General features: G+C 54.6%; 30 protein-coding genes. 20 read left to right on the forward strand and 10 right to left on the reverse strand.

The genetic code is table 11. From position 1 onward, the window contains the following. Nucleotides 1–19: 19 nt before the first annotated feature. The 3 genes from IEW06_RS18340 to IEW06_RS18350 all read left to right on the forward strand — a co-directional run bounded on the left by IEW06_RS18340 (nucleotide 20) and on the right by IEW06_RS18350 (nucleotide 2,455). A complete protein-coding gene (locus IEW06_RS18340) occupies nucleotides 20–1,381 on the forward strand; it encodes an MATE family efflux transporter (protein ID WP_188548725.1) in 1,362 nt (453 codons plus the stop codon). 113 nt (nucleotides 1,382–1,494) lie between these two features. Continuing rightward, complete coding sequence (locus IEW06_RS18345) at nucleotides 1,495–2,082, forward strand: DUF922 domain-containing protein (protein ID WP_187731426.1); 588 nt, start codon at nucleotides 1,495–1,497, stop codon at nucleotides 2,080–2,082. Nucleotides 2,083–2,104: 22 nt separating this feature from the next. Continuing rightward, entirely contained in the window at nucleotides 2,105–2,455 is a 351-nt protein-coding gene (locus tag IEW06_RS18350) for a tRNA-binding protein (protein ID WP_187731425.1), read from the forward strand. 159 nt (nucleotides 2,456–2,614) lie between these two features. On the opposite strand, the gene IEW06_RS18355 is transcribed toward IEW06_RS18350, so the two are convergent. Beyond that, nucleotides 2,615–3,013 carry a DUF4296 domain-containing protein gene (locus tag IEW06_RS18355; protein ID WP_187731424.1) on the reverse strand — a complete coding sequence of 133 codons (399 nt, stop codon included), beginning with the start codon at nucleotides 3,011–3,013 and terminating at the stop codon, nucleotides 2,615–2,617. 37 nt (nucleotides 3,014–3,050) lie between these two features. Between IEW06_RS18355 and IEW06_RS18360 the strand changes: the two genes are divergently transcribed. The 5 genes from IEW06_RS18360 (at nucleotide 3,051) to IEW06_RS18380 (ending at nucleotide 7,370) form a co-directional block, all read left to right on the forward strand. Beyond that, nucleotides 3,051–3,953, forward strand: coding sequence for a DUF58 domain-containing protein (locus IEW06_RS18360; RefSeq protein ID WP_187731423.1), 903 nt, complete (start codon nucleotides 3,051–3,053; stop codon nucleotides 3,951–3,953). 55 nt (nucleotides 3,954–4,008) lie between these two features. Then, nucleotides 4,009–4,917 (forward strand): hypothetical protein, encoded by a 909-nt coding sequence (locus tag IEW06_RS18365; RefSeq protein WP_188548726.1) that lies wholly within the window; start codon nucleotides 4,009–4,011, stop codon nucleotides 4,915–4,917. An 89-nt stretch (nucleotides 4,918–5,006) separates the two neighbouring features. Further along, complete coding sequence (locus IEW06_RS18370; protein WP_187731421.1) at nucleotides 5,007–6,059, forward strand: vWA domain-containing protein; 1,053 nt, start codon at nucleotides 5,007–5,009, stop codon at nucleotides 6,057–6,059. 167 nt (nucleotides 6,060–6,226) lie between these two features. After that, nucleotides 6,227–6,907 carry a YggS family pyridoxal phosphate-dependent enzyme gene (locus tag IEW06_RS18375; protein WP_187731420.1) on the forward strand — a complete coding sequence of 227 codons (681 nt, stop codon included), beginning with the start codon at nucleotides 6,227–6,229 and terminating at the stop codon, nucleotides 6,905–6,907. 85 nt (nucleotides 6,908–6,992) lie between these two features. Continuing rightward, a complete protein-coding gene (locus IEW06_RS18380; RefSeq protein ID WP_188548727.1) occupies nucleotides 6,993–7,370 on the forward strand; it encodes a DUF423 domain-containing protein in 378 nt (125 codons plus the stop codon). 88 nt (nucleotides 7,371–7,458) lie between these two features. Here IEW06_RS18380 and IEW06_RS18385 read toward each other — a convergent pair whose 3' ends face one another. From IEW06_RS18385 to IEW06_RS18395, 3 genes are all read right to left on the reverse strand, one after another. After that, nucleotides 7,459–7,995, reverse strand: coding sequence for a DUF1573 domain-containing protein (locus tag IEW06_RS18385; RefSeq protein ID WP_187731419.1), 537 nt, complete (start codon nucleotides 7,993–7,995; stop codon nucleotides 7,459–7,461). A 107-nt stretch (nucleotides 7,996–8,102) separates the two neighbouring features. Next, complete coding sequence (locus IEW06_RS18390; RefSeq protein WP_188548728.1) at nucleotides 8,103–9,515, reverse strand: ATP-dependent DNA helicase; 1,413 nt, start codon at nucleotides 9,513–9,515, stop codon at nucleotides 8,103–8,105. Between the two features lie 143 nt (nucleotides 9,516–9,658). After that, nucleotides 9,659–10,093, reverse strand: coding sequence for a PaaI family thioesterase (locus IEW06_RS18395; protein WP_187731418.1), 435 nt, complete (start codon nucleotides 10,091–10,093; stop codon nucleotides 9,659–9,661). A 46-nt stretch (nucleotides 10,094–10,139) separates the two neighbouring features. On the opposite strand from IEW06_RS18395, the gene IEW06_RS18400 reads away from it, so the two are divergent. From IEW06_RS18400 to coaD, 3 genes are all read left to right on the forward strand, one after another. Next, nucleotides 10,140–10,637 carry an NUDIX domain-containing protein gene (locus IEW06_RS18400; RefSeq protein ID WP_187731417.1) on the forward strand — a complete coding sequence of 166 codons (498 nt, stop codon included), beginning with the start codon at nucleotides 10,140–10,142 and terminating at the stop codon, nucleotides 10,635–10,637. A 159-nt stretch (nucleotides 10,638–10,796) separates the two neighbouring features. Beyond that, nucleotides 10,797–11,684 (forward strand): DUF3822 family protein, encoded by an 888-nt coding sequence (locus tag IEW06_RS18405; protein ID WP_187731416.1) that lies wholly within the window; start codon nucleotides 10,797–10,799, stop codon nucleotides 11,682–11,684. A gap of 51 nt (nucleotides 11,685–11,735) precedes the next feature. Next, the gene (coaD, locus tag IEW06_RS18410; protein WP_187731415.1) at nucleotides 11,736–12,218 is read left to right on the forward strand and encodes a pantetheine-phosphate adenylyltransferase; all 483 of its coding nucleotides are present in this window, start codon (nucleotides 11,736–11,738) and stop codon (nucleotides 12,216–12,218) included. On the opposite strand, the gene IEW06_RS18415 is transcribed toward coaD, so the two are convergent. Next, nucleotides 12,205–12,693 carry a hypothetical protein gene (locus IEW06_RS18415; protein WP_187731414.1) on the reverse strand — a complete coding sequence of 163 codons (489 nt, stop codon included), beginning with the start codon at nucleotides 12,691–12,693 and terminating at the stop codon, nucleotides 12,205–12,207. The genes coaD and IEW06_RS18415 overlap by 14 nt on opposite strands. A gap of 22 nt (nucleotides 12,694–12,715) precedes the next feature. Continuing rightward, on the reverse strand, nucleotides 12,716–13,417 hold the full coding sequence (locus IEW06_RS18420) for an NUDIX hydrolase (RefSeq protein WP_187731413.1): 702 nt from the start codon (nucleotides 13,415–13,417) through the stop codon (nucleotides 12,716–12,718). A 230-nt stretch (nucleotides 13,418–13,647) separates the two neighbouring features. Between IEW06_RS18420 and IEW06_RS18425 the strand changes: the two genes are divergently transcribed. Beyond that, complete coding sequence (locus IEW06_RS18425) at nucleotides 13,648–14,142, forward strand: metallophosphoesterase family protein (RefSeq protein WP_187731412.1); 495 nt, start codon at nucleotides 13,648–13,650, stop codon at nucleotides 14,140–14,142. A gap of 102 nt (nucleotides 14,143–14,244) precedes the next feature. On the opposite strand, the gene IEW06_RS18430 is transcribed toward IEW06_RS18425, so the two are convergent. Then, nucleotides 14,245–14,613 (reverse strand): hypothetical protein, encoded by a 369-nt coding sequence (locus IEW06_RS18430; protein ID WP_187734362.1) that lies wholly within the window; start codon nucleotides 14,611–14,613, stop codon nucleotides 14,245–14,247. Nucleotides 14,614–14,718: 105 nt separating this feature from the next. Here IEW06_RS18430 and IEW06_RS18435 point away from each other — a divergent pair, with 105 nt between their 5' ends. Continuing rightward, nucleotides 14,719–15,768, forward strand: coding sequence for a threonine aldolase family protein (locus IEW06_RS18435; RefSeq protein WP_188548729.1), 1,050 nt, complete (start codon nucleotides 14,719–14,721; stop codon nucleotides 15,766–15,768). Here IEW06_RS18435 and nhaA read toward each other — a convergent pair. Then, a complete protein-coding gene (nhaA, locus tag IEW06_RS18440) occupies nucleotides 15,765–16,949 on the reverse strand; it encodes a Na+/H+ antiporter NhaA (RefSeq protein WP_187731411.1) in 1,185 nt (394 codons plus the stop codon). The two genes, IEW06_RS18435 and nhaA, sit on opposite strands and share 4 nt — an antisense overlap. 143 nt (nucleotides 16,950–17,092) lie before the next feature. On the opposite strand from nhaA, the gene IEW06_RS18445 reads away from it, so the two are divergent. The 3 genes from IEW06_RS18445 to IEW06_RS18455 all read left to right on the forward strand — a co-directional run bounded on the left by IEW06_RS18445 (nucleotide 17,093) and on the right by IEW06_RS18455 (nucleotide 19,800). Continuing rightward, the gene (locus IEW06_RS18445; protein ID WP_188548730.1) at nucleotides 17,093–18,367 is read left to right on the forward strand and encodes a cation:proton antiporter; all 1,275 of its coding nucleotides are present in this window, start codon (nucleotides 17,093–17,095) and stop codon (nucleotides 18,365–18,367) included. A 121-nt stretch (nucleotides 18,368–18,488) separates the two neighbouring features. Beyond that, entirely contained in the window at nucleotides 18,489–19,148 is a 660-nt protein-coding gene (locus IEW06_RS18450; RefSeq protein WP_188548731.1) for a metallophosphoesterase, read from the forward strand. Nucleotides 19,149–19,164: 16 nt separating this feature from the next. Then, nucleotides 19,165–19,800: a DNA-3-methyladenine glycosylase family protein gene (locus tag IEW06_RS18455; protein ID WP_187731408.1), complete on the forward strand. Its 636-nt coding sequence runs from the start codon at nucleotides 19,165–19,167 to the stop codon at nucleotides 19,798–19,800. A 26-nt stretch (nucleotides 19,801–19,826) separates the two neighbouring features. On the opposite strand, the gene IEW06_RS18460 is transcribed toward IEW06_RS18455, so the two are convergent. After that, entirely contained in the window at nucleotides 19,827–20,741 is a 915-nt protein-coding gene (locus IEW06_RS18460) for a DUF58 domain-containing protein (protein ID WP_133272171.1), read from the reverse strand. Nucleotides 20,742–21,048: 307 nt separating this feature from the next. On the opposite strand from IEW06_RS18460, the gene IEW06_RS18465 reads away from it, so the two are divergent. From IEW06_RS18465 to IEW06_RS18480, 4 genes are all read left to right on the forward strand, one after another. After that, entirely contained in the window at nucleotides 21,049–21,390 is a 342-nt protein-coding gene (locus tag IEW06_RS18465; protein ID WP_133272170.1) for a DUF3276 family protein, read from the forward strand. A 213-nt stretch (nucleotides 21,391–21,603) separates the two neighbouring features. Further along, nucleotides 21,604–22,701: a redox-regulated ATPase YchF gene (ychF, locus tag IEW06_RS18470; protein ID WP_187731407.1), complete on the forward strand. Its 1,098-nt coding sequence runs from the start codon at nucleotides 21,604–21,606 to the stop codon at nucleotides 22,699–22,701. 24 nt (nucleotides 22,702–22,725) lie between these two features. Then, nucleotides 22,726–22,935 carry a zinc ribbon domain-containing protein YjdM gene (locus tag IEW06_RS18475; protein ID WP_187731406.1) on the forward strand — a complete coding sequence of 70 codons (210 nt, stop codon included), beginning with the start codon at nucleotides 22,726–22,728 and terminating at the stop codon, nucleotides 22,933–22,935. A 205-nt stretch (nucleotides 22,936–23,140) separates the two neighbouring features. After that, entirely contained in the window at nucleotides 23,141–23,653 is a 513-nt protein-coding gene (locus IEW06_RS18480; protein ID WP_187731405.1) for a hypothetical protein, read from the forward strand. A gap of 38 nt (nucleotides 23,654–23,691) precedes the next feature. Here IEW06_RS18480 and IEW06_RS18485 read toward each other — a convergent pair whose 3' ends face one another. Beyond that, the gene (locus IEW06_RS18485; protein ID WP_188548732.1) at nucleotides 23,692–25,137 is read right to left on the reverse strand and encodes a M48 family metalloprotease; all 1,446 of its coding nucleotides are present in this window, start codon (nucleotides 25,135–25,137) and stop codon (nucleotides 23,692–23,694) included. Nucleotides 25,138–25,149: the final 12 nt, after the last annotated feature.

Here is a 25,149-nt window from a genome sequence, read left to right on the forward strand (position 1 = left end):
GCTCTTTTTCTGCTTCATCATGCCGCTCACCGCTGTTCGTCCGCATATCAAACCCATGCTGCTACTGGCTTACCCAGTAATACTGAGCCAATTAGGCCACGTGCTGGTAAACGTAGTCGATAGCGTGGTAGTCGGCCAGACCGGCAAAGTAGCCTTGGCGGCCGTGTCGTTGAGCGTGAGCGTGAGCACCGTGGTGATGGTGCTGGGGCTGGGTTTATCGATGGGTATCACGCCCCTGGTGGCGGCCGCCGATGGCAAGCGTGATATGCCCCTGCTGGGGCGGCTGCTGGTAAATGGTGTGTTGCTCAGCACCCTGGCTGGCGTAGGATTGGCTGGTTTAGGGTTAATAATTGCCCCCCAGCTCCGCTACCTCAATCAGCCTGCGGAAGTAGTGGCGTTGGCAATGCCGTGGGTACGCCTCATCTTCCTGTCGTTTCTGCCCCTGATGATTTTTCAGGGCTTCAAACAGTTTGCCGAGGGGCTTGGCCTTACGCGGCAGGCCATGTATTTGTCAGTGGGGGCCAATTTGCTGAATGCCCTGCTGTGCTACATGTTCGTGTTCGGTAACCTTGGCGCCCCGCAGATGGGCATGATTGGAGCGGCCTGGGCCACGCTCATTTCCCGTGTTCTGATGGCCATCCTGATGGCTACGTATGTGTTGCGGGCGGCCCGCCTGCGGCCCCACCGCGAGGCAGCGGCAAGCGGGCTGGGCCTCCACGGCCCCACGCTGCGCCGCCTGCTGGGTTTGGGCTCGCCTATTGGCGTGCAGATGATGTTTGAAATGGGCGCGTTCAGCTTTTCGGCCATCATGATTGGCTGGTTGGGCACTACCAGCCTTGCGGCCCACCAAATTGCCATCAATGTGGCTTCGGCTACCTACATGGCGGCCAGCGGTATTGCGGCGGCGGCTACCATTCGGGTGGGCAATATGCGCGGCCTCGGCGACGCGGAAGGTGCGCGGCAGGCTGGCTTTACCGCCTACGGCCTCACGTTCCTGTTTATGAGCCTGATGGCTCTGATCTTGATCTTGGCCCGCGACTTTATTCCGTACTTCTACAACAACGATGCGGCCGTGGTAGCGCAGGCGGCTACGCTGCTCTTAATTGCGGCGCTGTTTCAAATTTCGGATGGCTTGCAGGTAGTAGGGCTGGGCGCACTACGCGGCCTGGAGGATGTTAAAATTCCTTCGCTGGTGGCTTTGCTGGCTTATTGGGCCGTGGCGTTGCCGCTGGGCTACTTCCTTGGCTTTAAGCTGAATATGGGCGCAATCGGCATTTGGATAGGCTTGCTTACAGGCCTTACGCTGGTAGCCGGGCTGTTGCTCTGGCGCTTCCGTCAGCATAGCGCGGTGCCGGTGCCGGCCGCTATGGCGGTGCATTAAAGCCAGGCTGGCATTATTTTTTAGAAAGAACGTTTGCACGCAACCGGCAGGTAGCTGCGTTCATACCCCAGAATCGCTTTTCTTTCCTAAAAAGCCCCCCAGACTCCTCTCTTATGTTGCATGGCTTATCGCTTTCCTTTATTTCCCTTCTGCTGCCTTTCCTGACGGTTGTTAGCCCACCCCAAAGCACCCCGGCACCGGCCGATGCGCCTGGCACCATCGTTTGGTCGGCGAACCGGCCGCTTACCTGGGCCGACTTTAAGAGCAAGCCTACCCCGGCCGACCGGCTGGCGGCTCTTACCTCAGCCACCATTGATGTAAAGGCGGGCTGCGTCGATTTCAAATTCACGTCTTCGGTGCAGGCCGTATTCGTACCTACCGAATCATGGGTGCGCAACTCAGCCACGGCCACGCCCAACTTGCTGCGTCACGAGCAGATCCACTTCAACATAACGGAGCTGCACGCCCGGCGCATGCGCCAGAAAATAGCGCTGCTTAAGCTGGACTGCAAACGCCTGCAACCCGCTTTTAAGAACGCAACCAACGCCATTTTTACGGAGTGGCAAAAAGAGGAAGCACGCTACGACCAGGAAACCAACCACGGCCTGAACCTGGACCGTCAGAAAACCTGGGAGATTCAGGTGAAGCAGCGAATGGCTTTGCTGGAGCAGTACGCGTCTAAGCCTACGTCCGCGAAATAGTTGTTTTTGCTACTTTTCGGGCATGGAAACATCCTTAGCTCCGCTTACCTGGTCAGAGTTTGAGCGCGTTGATTTGCGTGTCGGTACGGTGTTAGAAGCCCGAACTTTTCCCGAAGCACGCAAACCCGCTTATCAGCTGTTGATCGACTTCGGCCCCGAGATTGGCACCAAACGCTCCAGCGCTCAGATTACCCGCCATTACCAACCCGAGGATCTTGTTGGCCAGCAGGTGCTGTGTGTGGTTAATTTTCCGGTTAAGAAAATTGGTCCCTTCCGTTCGGAAGTGCTGGTCACCGGCGCTGCCGACGAAAACGGTGATATCGTATTGGCGTCGGTGGCAGGCGCAGTGCCCAATGGCAGCCGGCTGATATGATTCTTAAATAAGCATTAAGTCAACGAGGCCATTCGGCCGTCATGCAGAGCGGAGCGAAGCATCTTGCGTGTTTACTAAGATTAGTAATCCTTCATCAGCACGCGAGATGCTTCGCTCCGCTCTGCATGACGGCCGAATGGCGATTAAATAAAAAACTTCTTACTGCCGACGCTTGGCGGCTTCCGCCTGATCTTTGGCCCCCAGCTTCGCTTCGCGGGCTGAGAGGCTGTCAATTACGGCGCCATAAATGTCGTCCAGGTCTTTGTCGTGGATGGCGTAGTAGCGGTAGCTGCGCTGAAAAATGGTGTCGGTAACGTTGTAGCGAGTAAGCAACTGACGATGCAGCAGGTTGAAGGCAGCGCGGGCCGAGTCGGGGGGCAAAGCGGCGGCATCCACGCGGCTCTCGTTCAAATGCACGTCTATGAGCATAGCCACCATTTTGGCTTTAGGTAGCAACGGCTGTGGCGCCAAGGGCTCTTCGGGGCGCTGACACTGCGTAAATGCCAGCACTAGCAGCAGAGTCAGGGTAGATAAAAGGGATGCAGGGAGCTTTTTCACAACGGCAAAGTTAGGAGGAACCCGTAGTTTAGCTGAAATGAATACCGCCGACCTCACTCCGCTCCAGCAACTCATACGTAAGCTTCGGCAGATGGAGATACGCATCATCAAGACAGTGGATGCGCAGCTGCAGGGCAATTTTCACTCCGTCTTTAAAGGAACGGGGCTTGAATTCGACGACGTGCGCCTCTACCAGTACGGCGATGAGGTGCGGGCCATCGATTGGGCCGTATCGAGCAAAGGGCACGGCACGTTCGTCAAAACCTACAAGGAGGAGCGCGAGCAATCAGTTCTGCTGCTGCTCGATGTGAGCGCCTCCCAGCAAGTTGGCGCGGCCGGCCGGCGTAAGCTCGATGTGGGCCGCGAAATCTGCGGCCTGCTGGCGTTGGCGGCGGCCCGCCAGGATGCACAGCTCGGTATCCTTGCTTTTTCCGACCAGAAGGAGCTGTATTTGGCCCCCGGAAAGGGCATCCGGCATGCCTATAGCCTCATTAAGCGCCTGTTTGAATTGACGCCCCGCTCCCCGCGTACGGCAGTAGGGCCCGGCATCAAACAGGCCTTGGGAATGCTGAAGCGCCGTAGTATTGTGCTCCTGATTTCGGATTTTATCGACACCAACTACGAGCGGGAGCTGACCATGCTGGCCCGCAAGCACGACTTGGTGGTACTACAGTTGCTCGATAAGCGCGAACGGGAATTTCCGCCGCTCGGCATTGTGCCGCTGCATGATCAGGAAACCGGCCGTACCATGTGGGTAAATACTTCGTCTGAGTCGTTTCGGGCGCGGTATCGGGCCACGTATGAGCAGAACCGCGAGCAGATCGGGCAGATCTGCCGGCGCCACCGCACGGAGTTTTTATCCATTGCCACCGACGCCGACTATGTGACGCAGTTGGCCAGCTTGTTTCGGCGGCGCAATCAGCGGGGCGGCCGTGCGTAAGGTTTCAGCTAAAAAAAGCCCCCCAGCCAGGCTATTGTGGAGCTATCTACAGTCGATGGCACTTAGCGCAGGGCTGCTGTTTCTTCCGTTTTTTGTGCAGGGTCAGGAATTGCCCCCCGAGCAGCCACAGGGGCGATTTTTGCGCCAAACGGTGCGCGTGGGAGAAATCGTGAGCTATGAGCTTACCTTTCGGCACGACCCCAAGCTGGAGGTAGTGTTTCCTGACTCTACGGCCGCGTTTAAGCCTTTCGAGTATGTAGGCAAAACCTTCCAGCCTACGCTCACCCGCCGCGGCCGCAGCTTCGACCGCACCGTGTATCGGCTCCGCACGTTCAGCCTCGACTCGGTGCAGCGCCTGAGTCTGCCGGTGATGATTCTGCGCGGGCACGACACGCTGACGGTCAACACTTCAGCTGCCAGTATTCGACTGGTACGCACGGCGCCCGTGCCAGAAGTTATTCCGCCCACTACGCCCGTGCTGAAGCAGAACACTACGTTACTGCCGGTAGATGAGGCTTTTAACTACCCGTTTTGGCTAGCTGGGTTGGGCATTGCAGTCCTTGTGAGCGCGGGCTTGTGGTTTGGGTTTGGCAGCTACTGGCGCCGCCGCTACCAGCTCTACAAGCTGCGCAAAAACCACGCGTACTTCCTGGCTCAGTATGCGCGCCACATCGAGCGGTTTGAGCTGTCGCGCTCCCTCACCAATATGGAGCGCGCCATCACGCTCTGGAAAAATTACCTCACAACCCTCGAAAACAACACCATCAACAGCCTCACCACGCGCGAAATTGTGGCTTACTATCAAAACGACGTGTCGGTGAGCCGCGCCCTGCGCATTACGGATCGGCTGATTTACGGCAATCAGTTCAACGAAGACGATACGGAAACCGGCACCGCGTTCGACCTGCTGCGCGACTTTGCTGACCGGCGTTATACCTTGCTTAGCGGAGCTGCCCGAAGCTGATAATAACGGGGGGGGGTTGCGGCAGCGACAGAAAAGCATGTGATGCATAGCGGGCATATTTGCGCAGTATTTAAGGACTAAAACCAACCATGATTGAACAGCTTTGGCAACGCTTTTTGGCTCCCGTAATCGATGGGCTGCGCTATGCCACGCTGAGCAGCTACACCTGGCAGGAGCCGCGCCTGTTGTTGCTGATTCCGGCCTTGCCCCTGCTGTTTGGCTTGCGCTGGCTGCTGGTGCATCGGCGGCGCCCGCACCTTGATGTGGCTTTCGTGGCGGGCCAGGCCCGGCGCGACTGGAGCGCTTTGCTGCGCTTTTTGCCCGATATCGTGCTGCTGTTCAGCCTGGCCTTCGGCATCGTGGCGTTGGCGCGGCCCCAGCGCACAGACGAGCGCGTAGTGCAAACCGGCGAGGGCATTGATATCCTGCTGGTTATGGATGTATCGGGGTCAATGGAACTTCAGGATTTGCTGCCCAACCGGCTGGAGGCGGCCAAGCGCGTAGGCCGGGAGTTTGTTGCCGGGCGCATCGGCGACCGGCTGGGCCTGGTGGTTTTTGCCGGTGATGCCTACTCGCTGGCGCCCCTCACCACCGATTACGATTTGCTGCGCGAAAGCCTCGACGGTCTGCGGCTGGGCATGATTGCCAACGATGGCACTGCCATCGGTACGGCCCTGGGCGTAGCCACCAACCGCCTGCGCGACTCCCGCAGCCGCACGAAAGTCATCATTCTGATTTCGGATGGCGAAAACACGGCCGGCAGCCTCGACCCACTCACCGCCGCCCAGTTGGCCCACGCTTTCGGCCTTAAAATCTACACCGTGGGGCTGGGGCAAGATGGCACGGTGCCCTACGGAACGGATGAAACTGGCCGGGTGCGCTACGTTGAAACCCGCCTCGACGAGACCACGATGCGCCAGATTGCCGAGGCCGGCGAAGGCCAGTTTTTCCGCGCCACCGACAATGCCGGCCTGCGCCGGGTGTTTCGCCAGATTGATACGTTCGAAAAATCAGAAATTAAACAGACCCGTTTTCGCAACACCAAAGACTATTACCGCTTGTATCTGTTCTGCTGTATAGGTTTGTGGCTTGTTTGGCTGGGGTTGAAAAATACGTTTTTGACCAATGCCTTGGAGGACTAAATCAAAACTTGCACTGTCCAAAACGTATGTCATGCAGAGCAACGCGAAGCATCTCGCATGCTGACGAGAGATTAGTAATCCAACGGTGTGAGCGAGATGCTCCACTTCGTTCTGCATGACGGGCTGATGTTAAGCAGCATTAATTGATCATTACTAATCGAAATTAAATGTCTATTGCTGAGAATTTCCATGCTTTTCAAAACGAGTTGCAGGGCACTAACTGCCGCCTGGTAGCCGTCACCAAAACGCATCCGGTAGAGCGTTTGCGCGAAGCGTATGATGCTGGCGCGCGGCTTTTTGGCGAGAATAAAGTACAGGAAATGGCCGCCAAGCAGCCCGATTTGCCCCCCGACGTGGAGTGGCATCTTATCGGCCATCTGCAAACGAACAAAGTGAAGTATATCGCCCCATTTGTACATACCATTCAAAGTATCGACAGCCTAAAGCTGCTACTCGAAATTGAAAAGCAAGCCGCTAAAAATAACCGCGTTATCTACGGGTTGCTCCAGTTTCATATAGCCGCAGAAGAAACAAAGTCGGGCCTGAGCCTGCCTGAAGCGGAAGAAATCCTGCAATCAGAGGCATTCCGCACCTTGCAGCACGTGCAGCTGACGGGCGTGATGGGCGTGGCCACCTTCACCGACGATGAGGACCAGCTCCGCCGCGAGTTTCGGGAGCTGCGAGGCTATTTTGAGTTGCTGAAGCAGCGGTATTTTGCCCCCCAGCCCGAGTTCAAGGAGATTTCGATGGGTATGAGCGCCGATTATAAGCTGGCCATTGAAGAGGGAAGCACGCTTATTCGGGTGGGCAGCGCTATTTTTGGTGCCCGGCCAGTTCCACAAGACTAACAACAAAATTCAAGCTCAGTAGCCACTTTCTTTCCTGGTTTAAAAACCGCTTCTCCATCACACGATACATCTCATCCGATCTACTATGACGGCTCGCTTAATTCTACAAATCGCGGCTTTACTTGGCGCTTTAGGCGTGGGCATTGGCGCCTTCGGGGCACACGGCTTGCGCAAAATGCTGGAAGAAACCGGCCGCTTCGATACGTTTGAAACCGCTGTGCGCTATCAGTTTTTCCATACGCTGGCGCTGCTGGCCGTGGGTATTCTGCTGGCCATGCGCCCCGACATTCGCGGGCTGAGCTTAACCGCCTGGCTGTTTCTGGGGGGCATTTTACTGTTTAGCGGCTCGCTCTACACGCTTTGTTTTACTGGCATTACTAAAATGGGAGCCGTAGCGCCCATTGGCGGCCTGCTGCTGATTGCCGGCTGGTTAGGACTGCTATGGGCGGTCCGCCAACTATAAGGGCAGGAATTCACTTTGCTATCAGCCCACAAAAAAGCCCCCCAGAAGCTTATTTAGCATCTGGGGGGCTTTTTTGTGGGCTTTCTAATTACGAAGACTTACGCTTCGCTTTGATTTTGCTGTCGCCAATCTTGGTTTTCTGCTTGGCGTCGCCTTCCCCGGTCGAAACGTCGGTTTTGGCCGGTATAGCTTCGGTAGTGGCCGTGGCGGCGTCTTTTATTTCGCCTACCAGCGCTACCATCGTGTTTCCACCGGCTGAGTTCGACTCAATGGTGAGGACTTTATTCTGCATTCCCAGCTTACCGGCGCTGTTGAACTTGGCCGTTACGGTACCCGATTTGCCGGGCATAATGGGCTCCTTGGTCCAGTCGGGCACGGTGCAGCCGCAGGTAGTACCGATATTAGCAATGACCAGCGGCGCAGTGCCTATGTTCTTGAATTTGAACACGTGCTCTACGATATCGCCCTGCTTCACGCTGCCGAAGTCGTACTTCATTTCCTCAAACTGAATCTGCGGGCCAGCTACTTTTTGCTGGGCGTTGGCCGGCTTCACGGCCGCCGTTTGGGCTTGGGCGGCAAAGCCAGCCAGCGAAAGCGACAAGGCCAGAACAAGTGCTTTTTTCATGAGTTGAATGCTTAAAGTGTTGAGAGGTAGAAATGGTTGAGTTATCGATTTCAGATAAGAAAGGCTTAACACAAATTGCTTGCCCCAAGTCAGATATACGTTTTAACTTATTCAGCCAGCAGCTTACTATTGAAATTAAGCAAAAATAACCGATCGGCGGCACGCGTGATGGCGGTGTACAGCCAGCGGGCAAATTCGGCGTTCACCATGTCTTCTTTCAAAAATCCGTGGTCGACGAATACGGCCTGCCACTGCCCGCCCTGCGCCTTGTGGCAGGTAAGAGCATAAGCAAATTTCACCTGTAAAGCGTTCAAATACGGGTCTTTGCGTAAAGCGGCGCTTTTCTCGCGCTTCGTGCCCAAGTGCGCATAATCGGCCAAAACGGTTTGGTACAAGGCGTTGCTGCGGTCGGCGGGCAGGGCGGGCGCGTCGGTGTGCAGGGTATCCAGGAGCAGCTTTACCTCTATTTCTTCCTCGTCGGGGTAATCGACGAAGCGGATGCGGGCATCGGCGAAACGGAAGCCAAATTCCTCCTGCCGCCGCACGATTTTGCTGACCTGCACGAAGTCGCCATTGGCCAGAAAGCCCATTTCGGAGTCTTTGGGCAGCCAGAAGTAGTTGTTGCGCACCACCATGAGGTAGTCGCCGGCCTCTATCTCCTCCTCCGCCCCAAACAGCGCGTGCCGGATGTGCTGGTTATACATATTCGCGTTCTTGTTGGAACGGCAAATGATGGTCGTATTCTCGTGGCCGAAGTTTTTGTAGGCCCAGCGCAGCCCGTCTTCCAGCTTTTCGCCCCCCACCGGAAAAATATCGGAGTAGCCGCGGGTATGAAACTGGATGTGGGGCTTTTCTTCCCGCAATTCTTCCCGCAGGATAGTCGCATTCACCAGAATCCCCGATTCCTCGGCCTGACGCATCACCTGGCGCAGCTCCACCGAATCTACCTTCGCTCGGAAGCGCCCGGCCAGCAGCTCAGGGTCGAGGGCAGGGCTAAGCAATTGGCCTACAGGCGGCAACTGGGCCGTGTCGCCGATAAGCAGCAGGCGGTTGGTGGGCTTTTCGAACACGTAGCCCAGCAAGTCATCGAGCAAGCCATTCTCGCCAAACGCTTTCTCGTCGGAAATCATGGAGGCCTCGTCCACGATATAGAGCGTATCGGCGGTGCGGTTGGGCTGGCGCTGGAAGCTCAGGCTTTCGGAGGGCGTACCGGAGGTTTGGCGATAAATTTTCTTGTGAATAGTGCTGGCCGCTACGCCCGAGTAAGCGCTCATCACCTTGGCTGCCCGGCCCGTAGGCGCCATCAGCGTGTACTTTCGACCCAGCTGATGCAGCCATTGCACCAGAGCACTGACCACGGTGGTTTTGCCCGTACCCGCGTAGCCGCGCAGCACAAAAACCTTGCGGCCGGGCAGGTCGTCTTTCAGAAATTCATCGAGCTGCCGAAATAGCTGGGCCTGATCCTGAGTGGGTTCGTAAGGAAAATAATCGCGGACAGAAGGCGTGCGGACAGTGAGCATAATTTAAATATGTTAAAACCAGAACGTCATGCAGAGCAACGCGAAGCATCTCGCTCGCGCCGTTAGGTTACCATTGCAATCAAACACGCGAGATGCTTCGCGCTGCTCAGCATGACGTTCCGTTCATCTAAAGTAGATATACCCTACTGAGGTTCAATCACGGCCATTGTCGCGGTGGCTTTGGCAATCAGCACGTCATCGCACCACACCTCAGCTTCGCAGAAATGCAGGCGGCGGCCGGCTTTCAGCACCCAGCCTTTAGCTACTATTTTTTTTCCAACTCCCGGATTCAGGTAAGACACTTTCAGATCGGCCGTCACCATGCCGTAGTTATCCGGGATGAGCGTGACGCCGGCAAAACCAGCTACCAGGTCGGCCATGGTGGCAATAACGCCGCCGTGCACGAAGCCGCGCTGCTGCTGGTGCTTAAGTTCGAGGGGTAGCTCGGCTTCGACGCGGCCGGGCTCAATGAGCGTGAGGTTGGCACCAATGTGGTGCATAAACTGCTGGCGGGTGAGCTTTTGCCGGATTCGGTCGACTAAATCGGGCGCTGGGGCGGAGTTTTGCGTAGGAGGCATCAATAGTCAAAGATACCCGGTTTTGGCCGGCCCCACCAATCCATTTATGCCCCCCGAATCCCACCCCGATTTGCTCAACGCCTATACTGGCCAAGTGCGCGTGCGCGTTTGCGGCCTGCTCGTGCACCAAGGTGCCATCTTACTTACTGGTCACCGCGGAATGCTGCCCACTGCTGCTCTCTTTTGGTCGCCGCCGGGCGGGGGCTGGCATTTTGGCGAGTCGGTGAAGGAATGCTTGGTCCGGGAGTTTAAGGAAGAAACCGGGTTAGATATTAAAGTAGGCCGCTTTCTACATCTCCACGAGTTTCAGCGCGATAATCTGCAGGCGTTGGAGCTGTTTTTTGAGGTAAAACCCGTAGATGCCGCTGCCCTTCCCAAGCTCGGCTCCGACCCAGAACATGCCGCAGATGCACAGCTACTTACGCAGCTGGCCTTCCACACGCCCCGGCAGCTGGTTGGAATGCCTCTTCCACAGGTTCACCCCATTCTCCATCAAATCATCAGCCCTGATGACATCTACATTCCGAATATCCAGTTTAAGTAAATAGAACAATGGTTAGACACCTGGCGGTTAGATAGTTAGTTGCGTCTACAGCTCGTTGAACAATCAGCCATTTAACCGCCAGCCATTTAGCTATCTAGCCATTCAGCCATTCTCTCATTACCTTTAGCGGCCTACCTGGCGCTTATTGCCCTTTCTGCCGTGTCCGCTTCCTCTTCTACTTTTTCCTCCTCGTCGCCTACTTCCCTGCTCGATCTGCGCGACGAAACCTTCGATGCTGCCCAGCTAGGCACTTACAATCTTTACCTGACAGCAGGACCTGCGGGTTTGCGCGTAGGTGTAGCCGATGTGCGTCGCAATAAGTTTGTGGTGTTGGAAGAATACTCCGCACCCTCCGCTACCTCGCTGGCCGGACAATATCGCACCCTGGCTGCCCAACACGATCTGGTAGGTCAGGCGGGCTGGAACCACGTTCGGCTGGCGGTGCAGAACCGTCATTTTACGCAGTTGCCCCAGCCTCTTTTCCGGGCCGGCGACGAGAGCCGTTATCTGCAATTGCACCACGCCTTCGATCCGGGCCATGAAACCGTGCATCACTACACGCACCCGGGTTTGGAGATGGTGAGTGTGTTTGCAGTCGAAAGAGCGCTTGCTGATTGGTTTCGCAGCGTATATCCCACTGGACGCCTCATCCACCAAACCAGCGCTCTGCTCGAAGGAGTAGTACATCAGAGCCAGCAGGCCACGCCCCGCCGCCTGTATCTGAGCATTGGCCATCAGGAGGTTACGATTGTGGCCGTGCGGGGCAAGCGTCCGGAGTTTTGCAACACGTTTGCCTTCACCACGGCCGAAGACCTCATTTACTACACCATCCTGGTGATGCAGGAACTTCAGCTCAATCCTGATCAGGACCCAGTGGTGCTGTGGGGCGATTTAATGCACCACTCCGAGCTGTTTACTATTCTGCGCAAGTACATTCGCCACCTCAAGTTTGGCAATCGCCCCCTGGATCTGTCGTACAGCTATCGGCTGAATGAGGTGTTTGAGTACCGCTATTTCGAGTTATATAGCCTGCATCTTTGTGAGTAAAGCAGATTGTCTGCTTGCTTATCCTGTGCGTGCTCAAATTCTTTGTACTGTATGAAAACCCGCGTTGCCTTATTTCCCGGCTCATTTGACCCGTTTACCAATGGGCACCTTGATGTAGTGCGCCGGGGGGCAAATTTGTTCGACGAGGTGATTATTGCCATCGGCAACAACAGCAGCAAAAGCCGCTACCTGCCCGTAGAGCAAATGGTGACGATGATTGAGGAAGTTTTTCGGGATGAGCCGCGCGTGTCTGTACGATCCTACAAAGGATTAACGGCTGACTTTGCCCGCGAGGTAGGCGCGCGCTACCTGTTGCGCGGACTGCGCAACACCACGGATTTTGAGTACGAGAATACCATCGCGCAGGCCAACCGCCACCTGAATCCGGAACTGGAGACCGTCTTTCTGATTACGGCGCCTGCCTTAGCCGCCATCAGCAGCACCATCATCCGGGAGGTTCACCGCTTTGGCGGCAATGTAGACAGCTTTGTGCCCTTCAAATTACCGGCTTACGCAGCTGCTAGCGGCGCTTAATTACCCGTACGCCCAATAGTTCTGTGGCTGCCTCAGGGGCAAATACTGGCAGCACGATGTATGAGGGTGCCGTAAGAGTCAGATTACCGCGCTGCATGAGTTCTTCCTCATTGCTGCCGGTAAGCACGATATCGCGCACTTTACGGGTGCGGGCGTTGAAAGTAACAATGAGCGTAACGCCGCCTGTCTCAAACGTGTTTATCCAGCCCTCATCTATTATCCGAAACGACCTGCCTTTCCGTGGTTTAGGCTGGGCAGCAGGCGGCTCCACCTGCGTTTCGCGCGGTGCGCCAAGGTGTTGGCGAACTTCCTCGATTGAATAGCCAATTAAGGAAGGCAGGTCTACGGCCACTGGTACAGTGACGGGAGGCTCTACCGCAGTGGGGGGCTTTTTTTCACTCGGTGACTGCGAGCGGGTGCATGCCCCCGCGCTCAGGACCAAGACTACAAAAACAAACGAGTAAAATAAACGCATAGGCTCCCACGTAGCGAAGATGCTACTTCGCGGGAGCTTCTTCGGCAGAGGTCGTGCCAACCTTTTCGCTCAAGTAGTGCCGCACGACTAAAGTGATTGATGCATATGACTCCGAAAGTACTGCCAGCGCCTCCTGAGGCGTCATCCAGCGTACTTCCTCAATATATTCCTCGGCCTGAGGCTTGATGAGCGAATCGTCGAGGCATTTCATCACGTACCAATTCGTCTTCTTCAGAATCTTATTGCCATTGTAGGCATAGGAGTGCCAGGTGCTGGGCAGCTCATCACCTAGCTCAACCTTCACGTTGCACTCCTCCTCTACTTCGCGCAGGGCGCCCAAAGCCGGATCTTCATCCTTTTTGAGTTTGCCTTTGGGCAAATCCCACTTGCCAAGCCGGTAGATCATCAGCACCATACCATCCTTCACTACCAAGCCCCCGGCCGCTTTCACGATGCGGAACTGGTCTTTAAGATGCAGAATGAGGCGCTTCTTTTTGCGGGCTAGCAAGGTCAGCGAGGTCAGCTTTTTCAGCTTTTTCACTTCCATCAGCCGCAATAACCGATCGACGAACACGTCGGTTACGTCGCGTATCAGCACGTCGCCTACCAGATCCTTGGAGATAAACTCATCTTCCGCGTTCAGAATCAGGTCGTAGCGGTGCTTGTATACTTTCTCGCTGTTCTTCTTGATGATCAGCGGAATGTCGTTGATGAACACATTCATCGGGGCAATATGAAGAGAGGGCGGAAAGAGAAAAATCAGGCAAAGCTTGCCGTAAAACACCGGATAAATATCCGCAAACGAAAATTACTTAACGGATGGGCAAGATACGAGGTAGTATGTTTAAGAGTTGGTGAATGCCGTTGTTTCAACTAGTATAGTTGATTTCTAAGCCGTATTCAATGTTTTATGCGTTTTATACTCTCCTGCCTCCTATCCTATTCCTGCTTTGAATGAAGAAAATTGGCTTACTATCAGATACCCACAGCTACCTCGATGAGCGCATTTGCCACCATCTTACCGGCCGCGACGAAATATGGCACGCCGGCGACTTCGGAACTGCTGCTGTAGCGGAGGAACTGGCCGAAATTGCCCCCCTACGCGGCGTCTACGGCAACATTGATGGCCAGGATGTACGCCGCACCCAACCGCTGGTCCAGTCGTTTGAGATTGAGGGCCTGCACGTGCTCATGACGCATATTGGTGGGTATCCGGGCCACTACAGCCCGGCGGCCAGACCATTGCTTGCCCAAGAGCGTCCGGGCTTATTTATCAGCGGTCATTCTCATATTCTCAAAGTAATGCCCGACCCGAACCTGGGATTATTACACCTAAATCCGGGCGCTGCTGGCCGGCATGGCTTTCACAAAGTGCGCACGCTGTTGCTATTTGAGGTGCTGGGGGGCAAAATTCAAAAGCTACAGGTGGTAGAGCTAGGGCTGAAATAACTATTTCCTCTAACTAAATCTGCAACAAAAAAGCGTCTTTCCCTTGCAAGAAAGACGCTTTTTGTAATTTATAGAGCCAACCGACACCGGTGGCAGGCCAATTTAGAGGGCAATTTCAGGCTTAGGCTTGTCGCCTTCCTGGCCGTCTTCGTTTACTGGCTTGGTTACGGCTTCAGCCTCGTCGAAACCTTCAGTACCAGTCTGGTTGGCTTCTACCGACTGGGTAGGAGCTGACTGAGATGCTGCATCGGCAGCGTTAGCATCAGCCTGCTTTTGTGAGCGGGCAGCAGCTTTTTCAGCCTTCGTTGCAGATTGGGCAGGCGCAGCGCCGCCATTGAAGCTGGCTTTCAGCTCTTCGATGTCCACGTTCTTAAGAACGGGCGTGAGGAGTAGCTGCTTAATGATACGCTGCTTGTTATTTTGGCGCGCAATGTTCTTGCGGTGCTTGCGCTTCAGTCGGGTGACGCTCATATCCGGGTCGGTTAAAGTCGATTTGTAAAGGAGGGGCAAAAGTAAGTCTTATTTTTGAATCCTGAAACCATCGTTTGTATATCTGTATTCTCACGCCCAAGCCCTATGTCTGAACCTATTATCGATTTGCGCTCTGATACCGTCACCCGTCCAACACCAGCCATGCTGGAAGCCATGTTCCGCGCTCCGGTCGGCGACGATGTGTACGAAGAAGACCCCACCGTACGGGAGCTAGAAGCAACCGCCGCCGCTCAGTTTGGATTGGAGGCCGGCCTGTTCTGCCCTTCCGGCACCATGACTAACCAGATTGCTATCAAAGCGCAGACTGAGCCTTTGGCTGAGGTTATCTGCGAGCAGACTGCTCACGTCTATCTCTGGGAAGTGGGGGGCATTGCTTTTCACTCGGGTGCCTCAACGGCCCTACTCCCCGGCGACCGTGGCCGCATCTCAGCGGCGCAGGTGGAAGCAGCTATTCGCCCTGTTCATAACGTGCACTATCCTGACACCCGCCTTGTGTGCCTCGAAAATACCAGCAACCGTGGCGGTGGCAGCTGCTATTCGCTGGAAAGCATTCAGCAAATAGCAGAAGTGACGCGTCGCCACAGCCTGAGCCTACACCTTGATGGTGCCCGCGTTTATAACGCTTTGGTTGCCACTGGCCAGTCGGCGCAGGAATATGGCGAGTACTTTGATTCTATCTCGGTATGCTTGTCGAAAGGCTTGGGCGCACCGGTTGGCTCTGTGTTGCTAGGCAGCAAGGCGCTGATTCAAAAATCGAAGCGCATTCGGAAGGTGATGGGCGGCGGTATGCGGCAGGCGGGTTATATAGCAGCAGCTGGTTTGTATGCGCTGCAAAATAACGTAGCGCGCCTGGCCGACGACCACCGTCGGGCGCAGCAACTAAGCACCGTGCTCCAAAACCAGCCCTATGTAGCTGAGGTACTGCCCGTTGAAACTAACCTAGTAATCTTCCGCTTAGCCAACGAAATGCCCCCCAAAGCTTTCCTAGAGCACTTGGAAGAACAAGGTATTCGGGCGTCATCATTTGGCCCTCAGATGATTCGCTTCGTCACCCACCTCGATATTGATGACGCTATGCTGACCCGCGTAGAAGCGGCGCTGGCGTCGGTGCCAGTAGCTGCGGTAAGCGCTTAGACTTCCTTAACCAACTCGGGTTTTTCGGACGTTGCGGCAACCATATTTGGGCGTGGACGCAGCAGGAAAATACCCACCAGGGCAGAAAGGACGGAGCCTAAAATGACGGCTAATTTGGCTAAGTCAATGCGGCTGGCATCGGAGAAGGAAAGGTTGGCAATAAATATTGCCATCGTGAAGCCGATGCCAGCCGTGAAGCCCAGCCCCAGCAAGCGCCGCCAGTTCACGTTGGCCGGTAACGAAGCCATTCCGGCTTTAATCATCAGCCAGCAGGCGCCAAAAATCCCGATGGGCTTGCCCAGTAGCAGCCCCAATACAATACCTAAGCTCAGCGGTGTGCTTAACTCCCGCAGCGTATCAACAGAGAGGATGATGGCCGTATTAGCCAAGGCAAATAAGGGCAGAATGATATAGCTGACAGGCTTTTGCAGGGCATGCTCTACTCGCTCGATAGCGTCGGTGGGGATAGTGAGCGCCAGTAATACTCCCGCTATGGTAGCGTGTACCCCCGATTTTAGCACGCAGTACCACAAACCCAGACCAAGTAAAAAGTACAGCGGCAGCCACCCTATTCTCAGCCGGTTGAGTGTGATCAAAACTGCCAACAAGCCCGCACTACCGAGCAAATAGGTTATGTTCAGATCGGCAGTGTAGAAGATGGCGATAATCACGACCGCCATTAAATCATCGATAATAGCCAGCGCCGTCAGGAAAATACGCAGGCTGAATGGCACTCTATCTCCGAGCAACGACAGAATACCTAGCGAAAAAGCAATGTCGGTAGCGGTGGGCACAGCCCATCCGTGCGTCAGGTCGGTGCCCGCTGTAAATAGCAAGTAAATCAGGGCCGGCGCCGTGACTCCACCCACAGCCGCCACTACTGGCAATAGTGCCGCCCGCAGGTTAGTTAGCTCACCGTAGAGTACTTCGCGCTTGATCTCCAGCCCTACCAAAAAGAAAAAGATGACCATTAACCCATCATTTATCCAATGGGACACGGTTTTCTCAAGCGGAGCAACACCTACATGCATTTCCCACAGGCGCAGATAGCTTTCACCCCAGGCCGAATTACTGATTGCCAGCGAAAATATCGTAGCTAGCAGCAGAAGCAGGCCCGAGAGCTTTCCACTATCTGATAACTCGCGGATGGGACTGATAATTATTCGAAACGATATAGACATTAGGGGCAGTGGTAAGGCGCAGGCAAAAGAATAGTACGGATGGGGGGCAAATTTACGGCTCTTACCAACGATAACTAAAAAATAGGCGACCTTAGGCACGTTCGGGCCGGGTGCCCGCCATCTATTTTCGTTTATCGCTGCGCATGAAGCTCTATAATGTATTCGCCGTTTTAATGGTGGTGGCCGCCTCTTTTGCCTACCTCAATCACCGGTTTTTGCGGCTGCCATCAACCATCGGCCTGATGATATTGGCCCTGGTTTCGTCGTTGCTGGTTGTTGTGCTGGGGCGCCTGGGAGTGAGCAGCGTGCTTACCATAGTGGAGTTGGTTCGCAGCGTCGATTTCAACACCATACTCATGCAGGTGATGCTCAGCTTTCTGCTTTTTGCGGGTGCCATTCACGTGGACGCACAGAGTTTGGGCGAGGAGCGGGTACCGATATTTGCCCTAGCTACTGTGGGCATGCTCATCTCCGCCCTACTGGTAGGCGGCACTATGTACCTGCTGCTGCCGCTGTTCGGGCTGACCATCAATTTTATTTACTGCCTACTATTTGGCGCCCTCATTGCCCCCACCGACCCCATCGCAGTGCTCGGTATCCTGAAGCAGGCCCGTATTCCCAAGAGTCTGGAAGTTAAGGTCGTGGGCGAGTCCTTATTCAACGACGGTGTTGCCGTGGTTGTTTTTGTAAGCTTATTTCAGATTGCTCAGGTGGGTTGGGAAGAGCTAGGGCCGAGCGGCGTAGCCCTTTTGTTTCTGCAGGAGGCTGTGGGGGGCATTTTGCTGGGCGCACTACTCGGCTATGGCGGCTACCACCTGCTCCGATCCATCGACAACTACAAAGTCGAGGTGCTGATTACCCTGGCGCTGGTAACAGGCGGCACGGCCTTAGCAGCGGCACTGCACACTTCCGGGCCGCTGGCTATTGTGGTGGCGGGTCTTATTATTGGGCAGCAAGGCCGCTCGCTGGGCATGTCGGATATGACCCGCGAGTACGTGGATAAATTCTGGGAAATCATTGATGAGATTCTCAACGCCGTGCTTTTTGTGCTCATTGGCCTTGAGATATTGGTTGTGGATATCGGCACCACTGATTTGCTAGTGGGCGCGGTAGCTATTGTGGTGGTATTGCTGGCCCGTTTCGTGGCCGTATCTCTGCCCCTAAGCGTTCTGCGCCTCCGCCGCAGCTTCACCCAGCATTCCGTCAAGATACTGACCTGGGGCGGGTTGCGGGGGGGCATTTCTGTAGCCTTGGCGCTTTCATTGCCTCCTAGCCCCGCCCGCGACCTTATTGTGGGTATCACTTATGTGGTGGTTATTTTTTCTATCATCGTGCAGGGCCTCACCATCGGGCCATTGGTAAAACGCCTGGGCTTAAGTATCTCGGAAGTGCCGGCAAAAGAAGAAGACAACAACTAGGGTTTGTGCTACTTTTGCTCAACCATTCCGCAAAGCTCCCCTGTGGTTCGTCAGCGCGTATGTGGGCGGCCACCACGGAGGTCTGTTTTTGTCCTCCGGCTTTTAGCTTGATTGCTTTCGTATGAACCTGTTTATAGTTGGTGATGTGCATGGCTGTTATTTCACCTTTCTGGAGCTGTTGCAGCACTGGAACCCAGCCCGGGAAATGCTCATTCAGGTGGGCGACCTCGTAGATCGGGGTAACTTCTCGCCCGAAACGGTAGCCGCCGCCATTTCTCTCAACCTGAAGCACCCTAAGCAGACTGTATTTTTGAAAGGCAACCACGAAGCTGGTATGCTGAAGTATTATGGCCCCCAAGGCCCGTATCCGAACTGGCTGGAGTGGGGCGGGCGCGAAACCATGGAGCAGTATAATGTACAGCCTCATTTGCAGTTGCCCCACCTTATCTGGCTAGCTCAGCGGCCCTTGTACTGGGAAAACGAAGCCGTGTTTGTGAGTCACGCGGGCCTGGCCAATACGCCCAACCCGCTGGATGAGGATGACCAAGATGGCGTGCTGTGGCGTCGGGGGCCCTTGCGTAATATTGGCCGCTTGCAGATAGTTGGCCACACGCCTACTCAGGATTGTCGGCCGGCTTTCGATGCGGCGCATCAGGCCCTATACCTCGATACGGGCGCCTATATGGGTAACTGCCTGACCGGCGTAAAGCTGACTGCTGACGGCGAGGTTCTCGAATATATTGCCGTAGACACGCACCGCACTGATATCAGTTTTCGTTAAGCCAGCTTTTGCTCCTATGCTTACTGACTTTTCCCAAGAAGAAGCCTTAGCGCACCTGCGCCGCGACCCTGCCCTGGCCGCCGTTATTGATAGCTGCCGCCCCGTTCAGCCCCGCCCCCACGAGGATATCTATCTGGCCCTGCTCAAAGCCATCGTCAGTCAGCAAATTTCGACCAAGGCTGCTGCCGCCGTTTGGAAAAAGGTAGAAGCCTTGTTTATGCCCGATGGTTACCCCGAGCCCAGTATGCTGGTGCTGATGAGCGATGATGAGTTGCGCGCTGCTGGCCTGTCGCGACAAAAAGCAGGCTACCTCCGTGCCATCGCCGAATTCTCTCTGCAAGACAAGCTCGAATACACCTTCATTGCAGGCTTGAATGAGGAAGAACTCACGAATCATCTTACGGTCATTCGAGGGGTAGGACGCTGGACGGCGCAGATGATTCAGATGTTCGCTCTGGACCAGCCTGACGTGTTTCCTGAGGGTGACCTGGGCGTGCAAAACGCCATGCGCCGCATGTATCAGCTGGAAGAAACCGGCCGGCCGCTGCTGCGCCGCATCACGCAAATAGCGGAAGACTGGCGCCCTTACCGAACGCTGGCCTGTAAGTACCTATGGCAGTCGTTGCCAACTACCCCAAAACCAGAAGAGTAGCCGTATTCTGCCTGGTGGGGGGCTTTTTACCGCACTTTTCCCCGCTTCACCAGATACGCATAGAGCGCCTTATCAAACGGCTCCCGGATATCTACCGGCACGAAATCAATCTTATACTGCCCACAGCGCAAAGCTAGTTCCTGCTCGTAGCGCTGCATGGCGGCGCGGTATTGGTCGCGTACTTGGTTGGGCTGAAGCTTGATTTGCTCCCCGGTTTCTATGTCCTCAAACAGATACGGGCGGTCGGCAAAAGCAAACTCCGACTCTGTGGCGCGGTCCATGATGTGAAACAGTAACACCTCGTGATGCTGGTGACGCAGATGTTGCAAAGCCGCCAACATGGTAGTTTGCTCCTCAGGAGCCCGACCCAGCATATCACTAAAGAGCACCACCAACGAGCGCTTGGGAATTTGCTGGGCAATCTGATGGATAACATGCGCTACATCGGTAACGCGGCGCGTGGGGGGCCTTTCCAGCAGTTGTTGCAGTGTGAGCAGCAATGTATGGCGGTGGGTGCTGGTGGAACGAACCGGCGTTTGCAGCTCTACTTGGTCGGCAAAAGTTACCAGACCTACAGCGTCGCGCTGCTTTTGGAGCAAGGTGATAAGGGCAGCGGCGCAGAGGATGGAGAAGCGCAGTTTGTCGTTGCCCGGCGCCGGATAGTACATACTCGGGCTCACGTCGAGCAGTAGGTGGCAGCGCAGGTTGGTTTCCTCCTCGTAGCGTTTTACAAACAGCTTATCGGTGCGGGCAAACACTTTCCAGTCGAGGTGGCGGGTACTTTCGCCGGGGTTGTAGAGGCGGTGCTCCGAAAACTCCACCGAAAACCCGTGATACGGCGACTGGTGTAAGCCTGTAATAAAGCCCTCGACCAGCTGACGGGCCAGAAACTCCAGGTTCTCAAACGAACTAACGGCAGCTAAATCAAGCGGTTGGGCCATATAAAACAGGGATATGATACGCTGAGAAACAGCCTAAAGAAACAGGCAGGCATGCAGAGCAATAGCGAAGCATGACATTCCTTTATAGGTGGTTAATTCTCGCACAAATTATAAGTACAAGAGTAAAGATACGTAGCAAATTGCCCCTGATGATAGTAACTGCCGCTAATACGCGCAGCCGAGCTACTCCTATTCTGGGGGGCTTTTCTATTCAAAAACCTGAGATTAAAATTTTTATATCCCATTCGAGAAGAGTACTTTGGTCGGCCATTCAACTATTTAACAAGAAAACTTTACCGTAGGAACCGTGGAAGACCGTCACGATCAGGAAGAAATTTATTCGCAGCGCATTAAAGCCGGTAAACGCACGTACTTCTTCGACGTGAAAGCCACGCGCGGCCAAGACTATTACCTCACCATCACCGAGAGTAAGCGTAAGCTCCGCGACGACGACACCTTCTCCTACGAGAAGCACAAGATTTTCCTCTACAAGGAAGACTTTGCCAAGTTCGTAGATGCCCTGCAGGACGCCGTGGATTATGTACGTGAAGAGTTGTTGACAGAGGAAGAAGTGGCCGAGCTAGACCGCCCCCGCCCCGCCTACAACGACGAGCCCTACAACGGCAACACCACCGACACGACTTACTAAGCAAGCCTAGCGAAACAAGCTTTTACTCCGATTTATCGCGCGGCGCGCTTTGGCTTCGGCCAAAGCGCGCCGTTTTGTTGTTAGCAAGCGGCGTCATAGGCATATCGTTGGCCCACCGTGCTTTCCCGGTGAACAACCCGTACCTTTGCCCCTCGAATTTGCCCCCCAGGGCTAGTTCATCCCTTACTATTCATCCCTCAAAACTTCAAAAGAATGGGTCTCCGCTGCGGAATCGTCGGTTTGCCGAACGTGGGTAAGTCCACGCTATTCAACGCCCTCTCGAATGCCAAGGCCGAATCGGCCAACTATCCTTTTTGCACCATCGAGCCCAATGTGGGCATCATCACCGTGCCCGATGAGCGCCTCCAGATACTCGAAGCGCTGGTAAACCCCGAGCGCGTGCTGCCTACGGTTATTGAGTTCGTAGATATTGCCGGCCTCGTAAAAGGTGCCAGCAAAGGCGAAGGTTTGGGTAATAAATTCCTGGCCAACATCCGCGAGGTTGACGCTATCATTCACGTGGTACGCTGCTTCGATGACCCCAACATCGTTCACGTAGCCGGCTCCGTTGACCCTGTATTTGACAAGGAAGTTATCGACACCGAGTTGCAGCTCAAAGACTTAGAAGGCATTGATAAGAAGCTGATTAAGTCAGAGCGCTCGGCGAAGGCCGGCGATGCGAAGGCCAAGAAGGAAGTAGCGGCTCTGCAACGCTTCAAAGCCCACTTGGAAGCTGGTCAGAATGCCCGTTCACTCCAAGTTGATGCCGATGAGCTGGAAGCCGTAGAAGACCTGCAATTGCTTACTATTAAGCCCGTTATCTACGTGGCCAACGTAGACGAAGCCACCATCCGCTCCACCAATAACCACCTGGAAGCGCTACGCGAGTACGTGAAAAGCGAAAATGCCGAAGTAGTGCCAATTTCGGCCGCTATTGAGTCGCAGATTGCTGAGATGGAAGACCCTGAGGAAAAGGAGATGTTCCTGGGTGAGTACGGTCTGAAGGAGTCGGGCCTGAGCCGCCTGATTCGTGCCAGCTATGAGCTGCTCAACCTGATTACCTACTTCACGGCCGGCGTAAAAGAAGTGCGCGCGTGGACCATTCACCGCGGCGATAAAGCCCCCCAGGCCGCCGGCGTCATCCACTCCGACTTCGAAAAAGGCTTTATCCGCGCTGAGGTAATCAAGCTGCCTGATTATCAGAACTATAAAACGGAAGCCAAGATCAAGGAAGCCGGCAAAATGGCCGTGGAAGGCAAAGAGTACGTGGTGCAGGATGGCGACATCATGCACTTCCGCTTCAACGTCTAACTCCGTCGCTTTTCAGCTAGCCACATGGAAGTAAAAGACAGCAACGGCACGCTGCTCAACGAAGGCGACTCCGTTACGCTCATCAAAGACTTGAAGGTAAAAGGCTCGTCGCTCACGCTGAAGCGCGGCACGATGGTGAAGAATATCCGTCTCACCAACAGCGATAAGGAAATCGAAGGCCGCGCCGGTGGCAGCACCATGGTGCTAAAAACTGAATTTGTGAAGAAGGCTTAATCCCCCGGCACGTCATGCAGAGCGGAGCGAAGCATCTCGCTCGCGGTAGTGAGATTAGTAATTATACATCAGCACGCGAGATGCTTCGCTGCGCTCTGCATGACGGACGAAAAAACTGCAGTTTCTTTAGCGGCAATCAGTAACTTAAACGCCCCGGCCAGTATTTGGTCGGGGCGTTTAAGTTGTTATTCAAACAAAGCCCAATATGAAGCTCCTTATTTTTCTTTTGTCCCTGATTATCTGGGTTTCGAGTTGCAGCCAGCGTAAGAAATATATTCATGAGAACGGCATATTGGTATTAGACAGTGCTCGAAATCATGGCAGCTTTGATTATTTTATTCCGTGCAATATTAATGACACTATCAATCTATGGAAAAATCTTAATAATATCAAATTCCCTATAGCAAGACGTGTCAATCCTAGCATTTATGAATTTGACATTCTTGATGTATCCTGGATTTCAACTATTGATTCTTTTTATATCTTTAATAAGACCACTAATGCGCCGCTTCGATATATAACAGCGGTTCAACTGACGCTTGAAGAGAGTAAATATTTTAAAGAAGAAAATGATATAGTAAAACGTGTGGATACTGTACGTTTAGCAGGAATACTAAATATTGACAAGTTTCACAATAAATATTATCGAATAGTAAGAGTAAAGAAATTCATTTTGCCAAATTACAGCGAAGATGAAACAAGAGAGAATATGCACTAATGTGATATTCTCTCTTGTTTCATTAATCTCAGTCTGGACTATTTCCCAACCACCTTATATAAGCTCCCCGCGCTTAGCGGATCTGTGAGCTTCATACCATTCAGCACAGCTAGCTCTTCGCGGCGGGCGGCGGGAATACCGTTAGCGGCCAGCGCCTGGGCCAGCGTAGTAGCTTTGGCGGCCGTTTTAATGCGGATTTTCTCCGACTGGCGGTTTAGCTTGCTGGCGTCCGTAAGGCGGGCGAAACCTTGGGCGCTGCGCTGAAACTGGGGGGCATATGTGTTGAAATCGTTGGGCGACGTAAGGCCTACCAGGGCGTAGATGGTCTGGCCATCCTGGATGAGGTAGGAAAGCGTGCGGGCGCTTACCCCCTGCTGACCATTTTGGGCCTGCTGTACCTGGTCGGCCTGGATGGCAATGGCGGGGAAGCTGTTGATGGTAGTGCGTTGCGCCTGAGCCGACTGCAAGCTCAGCTGCTTCACTAATGCTTCAGCGGCAGCGTCCAGAGAGTTGCCGGGAGCAGGTAAAAGCACCAGGATGGCTTTGCCATTAGGCTCGGCCATCTGAAACTGGGAAGGCGAATTCTGCGACTTCCAGCCCGACGGAATAGGAAAGCGGAACTTCAGATCGGGGTGGTAAAAGGTGCCGGCTTCTACATAGCCCTGGCGCGGGTCCTCGCCGTAGGGCAAGCCTTCAATCAGGCGCAGATACTGCTCGCGGTTAACGGCCAGCTGACGACCAGCTTGCTGCTCGGCCTGCTGGGCCAGCTTCTTTACGTTCTGGTAGCGGTCGGCGGAGTTGGGGTGCGACGAGAGAAAGGTAGGAATAGGAGACGCGCCGTTACTTTGCTCGGTGCGCTGCAAAGTCAGGAAGAAGTCGGCCATAGAGGCCGGGTCGTAGCCGATTTTGCTGGAATATTTCACGCCCAACTGGTCCGATTCGTTTTCGTCGTCGCGGCCGTATTTGAGCAGGCCCAGCCCAACTACCTGCGAGGCTGGCTGCGCAATAGAGGCAATGCGTTTGGAAAAGATAGAGCCCAGCAAAATGGCCCCCGTGGCTACAGTGGAGCGCGTTTGCTGCTTCTGGCCGTGGCGGGCCGTAATGTGGCCGATTTCGTGGCCCAATACGCCGGCAAACTGCGCCTCATTATTAAAATGAGCCATGATGCCCCGCGTGAAATACACATGGCCATCGGGTGTGGCGAAAGCATTAATAACCGGCGAATCGACGACGGTAAAGCCTTTGACATCGGCGGGCCGGTCGGAGATTCGGCCCATCTCCATGCCTTTGCTATCGATGTAGCTCTGTAGCTTGGCATTATCAAGCAGACCAAACTGCGCCACAATCTGTGGATCGGGCTGCGCGCCTTGCACGGGGGCAGCGGCTTTAGTAGGGTCTGAGTTCAGGCTGACAGCACTGGACAGGGGCAGAAGTGCTGTCAGCAAAGCTGCGGCACTCAAACGACGAAATTGGGTGGATTGCATAGGAATGAGGTG

Origin of the sequence: Hymenobacter qilianensis (assembly GCF_014638675.1) — a bacterium.
Taxonomy (GTDB): Bacteria; Bacteroidota; Bacteroidia; order Cytophagales; family Hymenobacteraceae; genus Hymenobacter; species Hymenobacter qilianensis.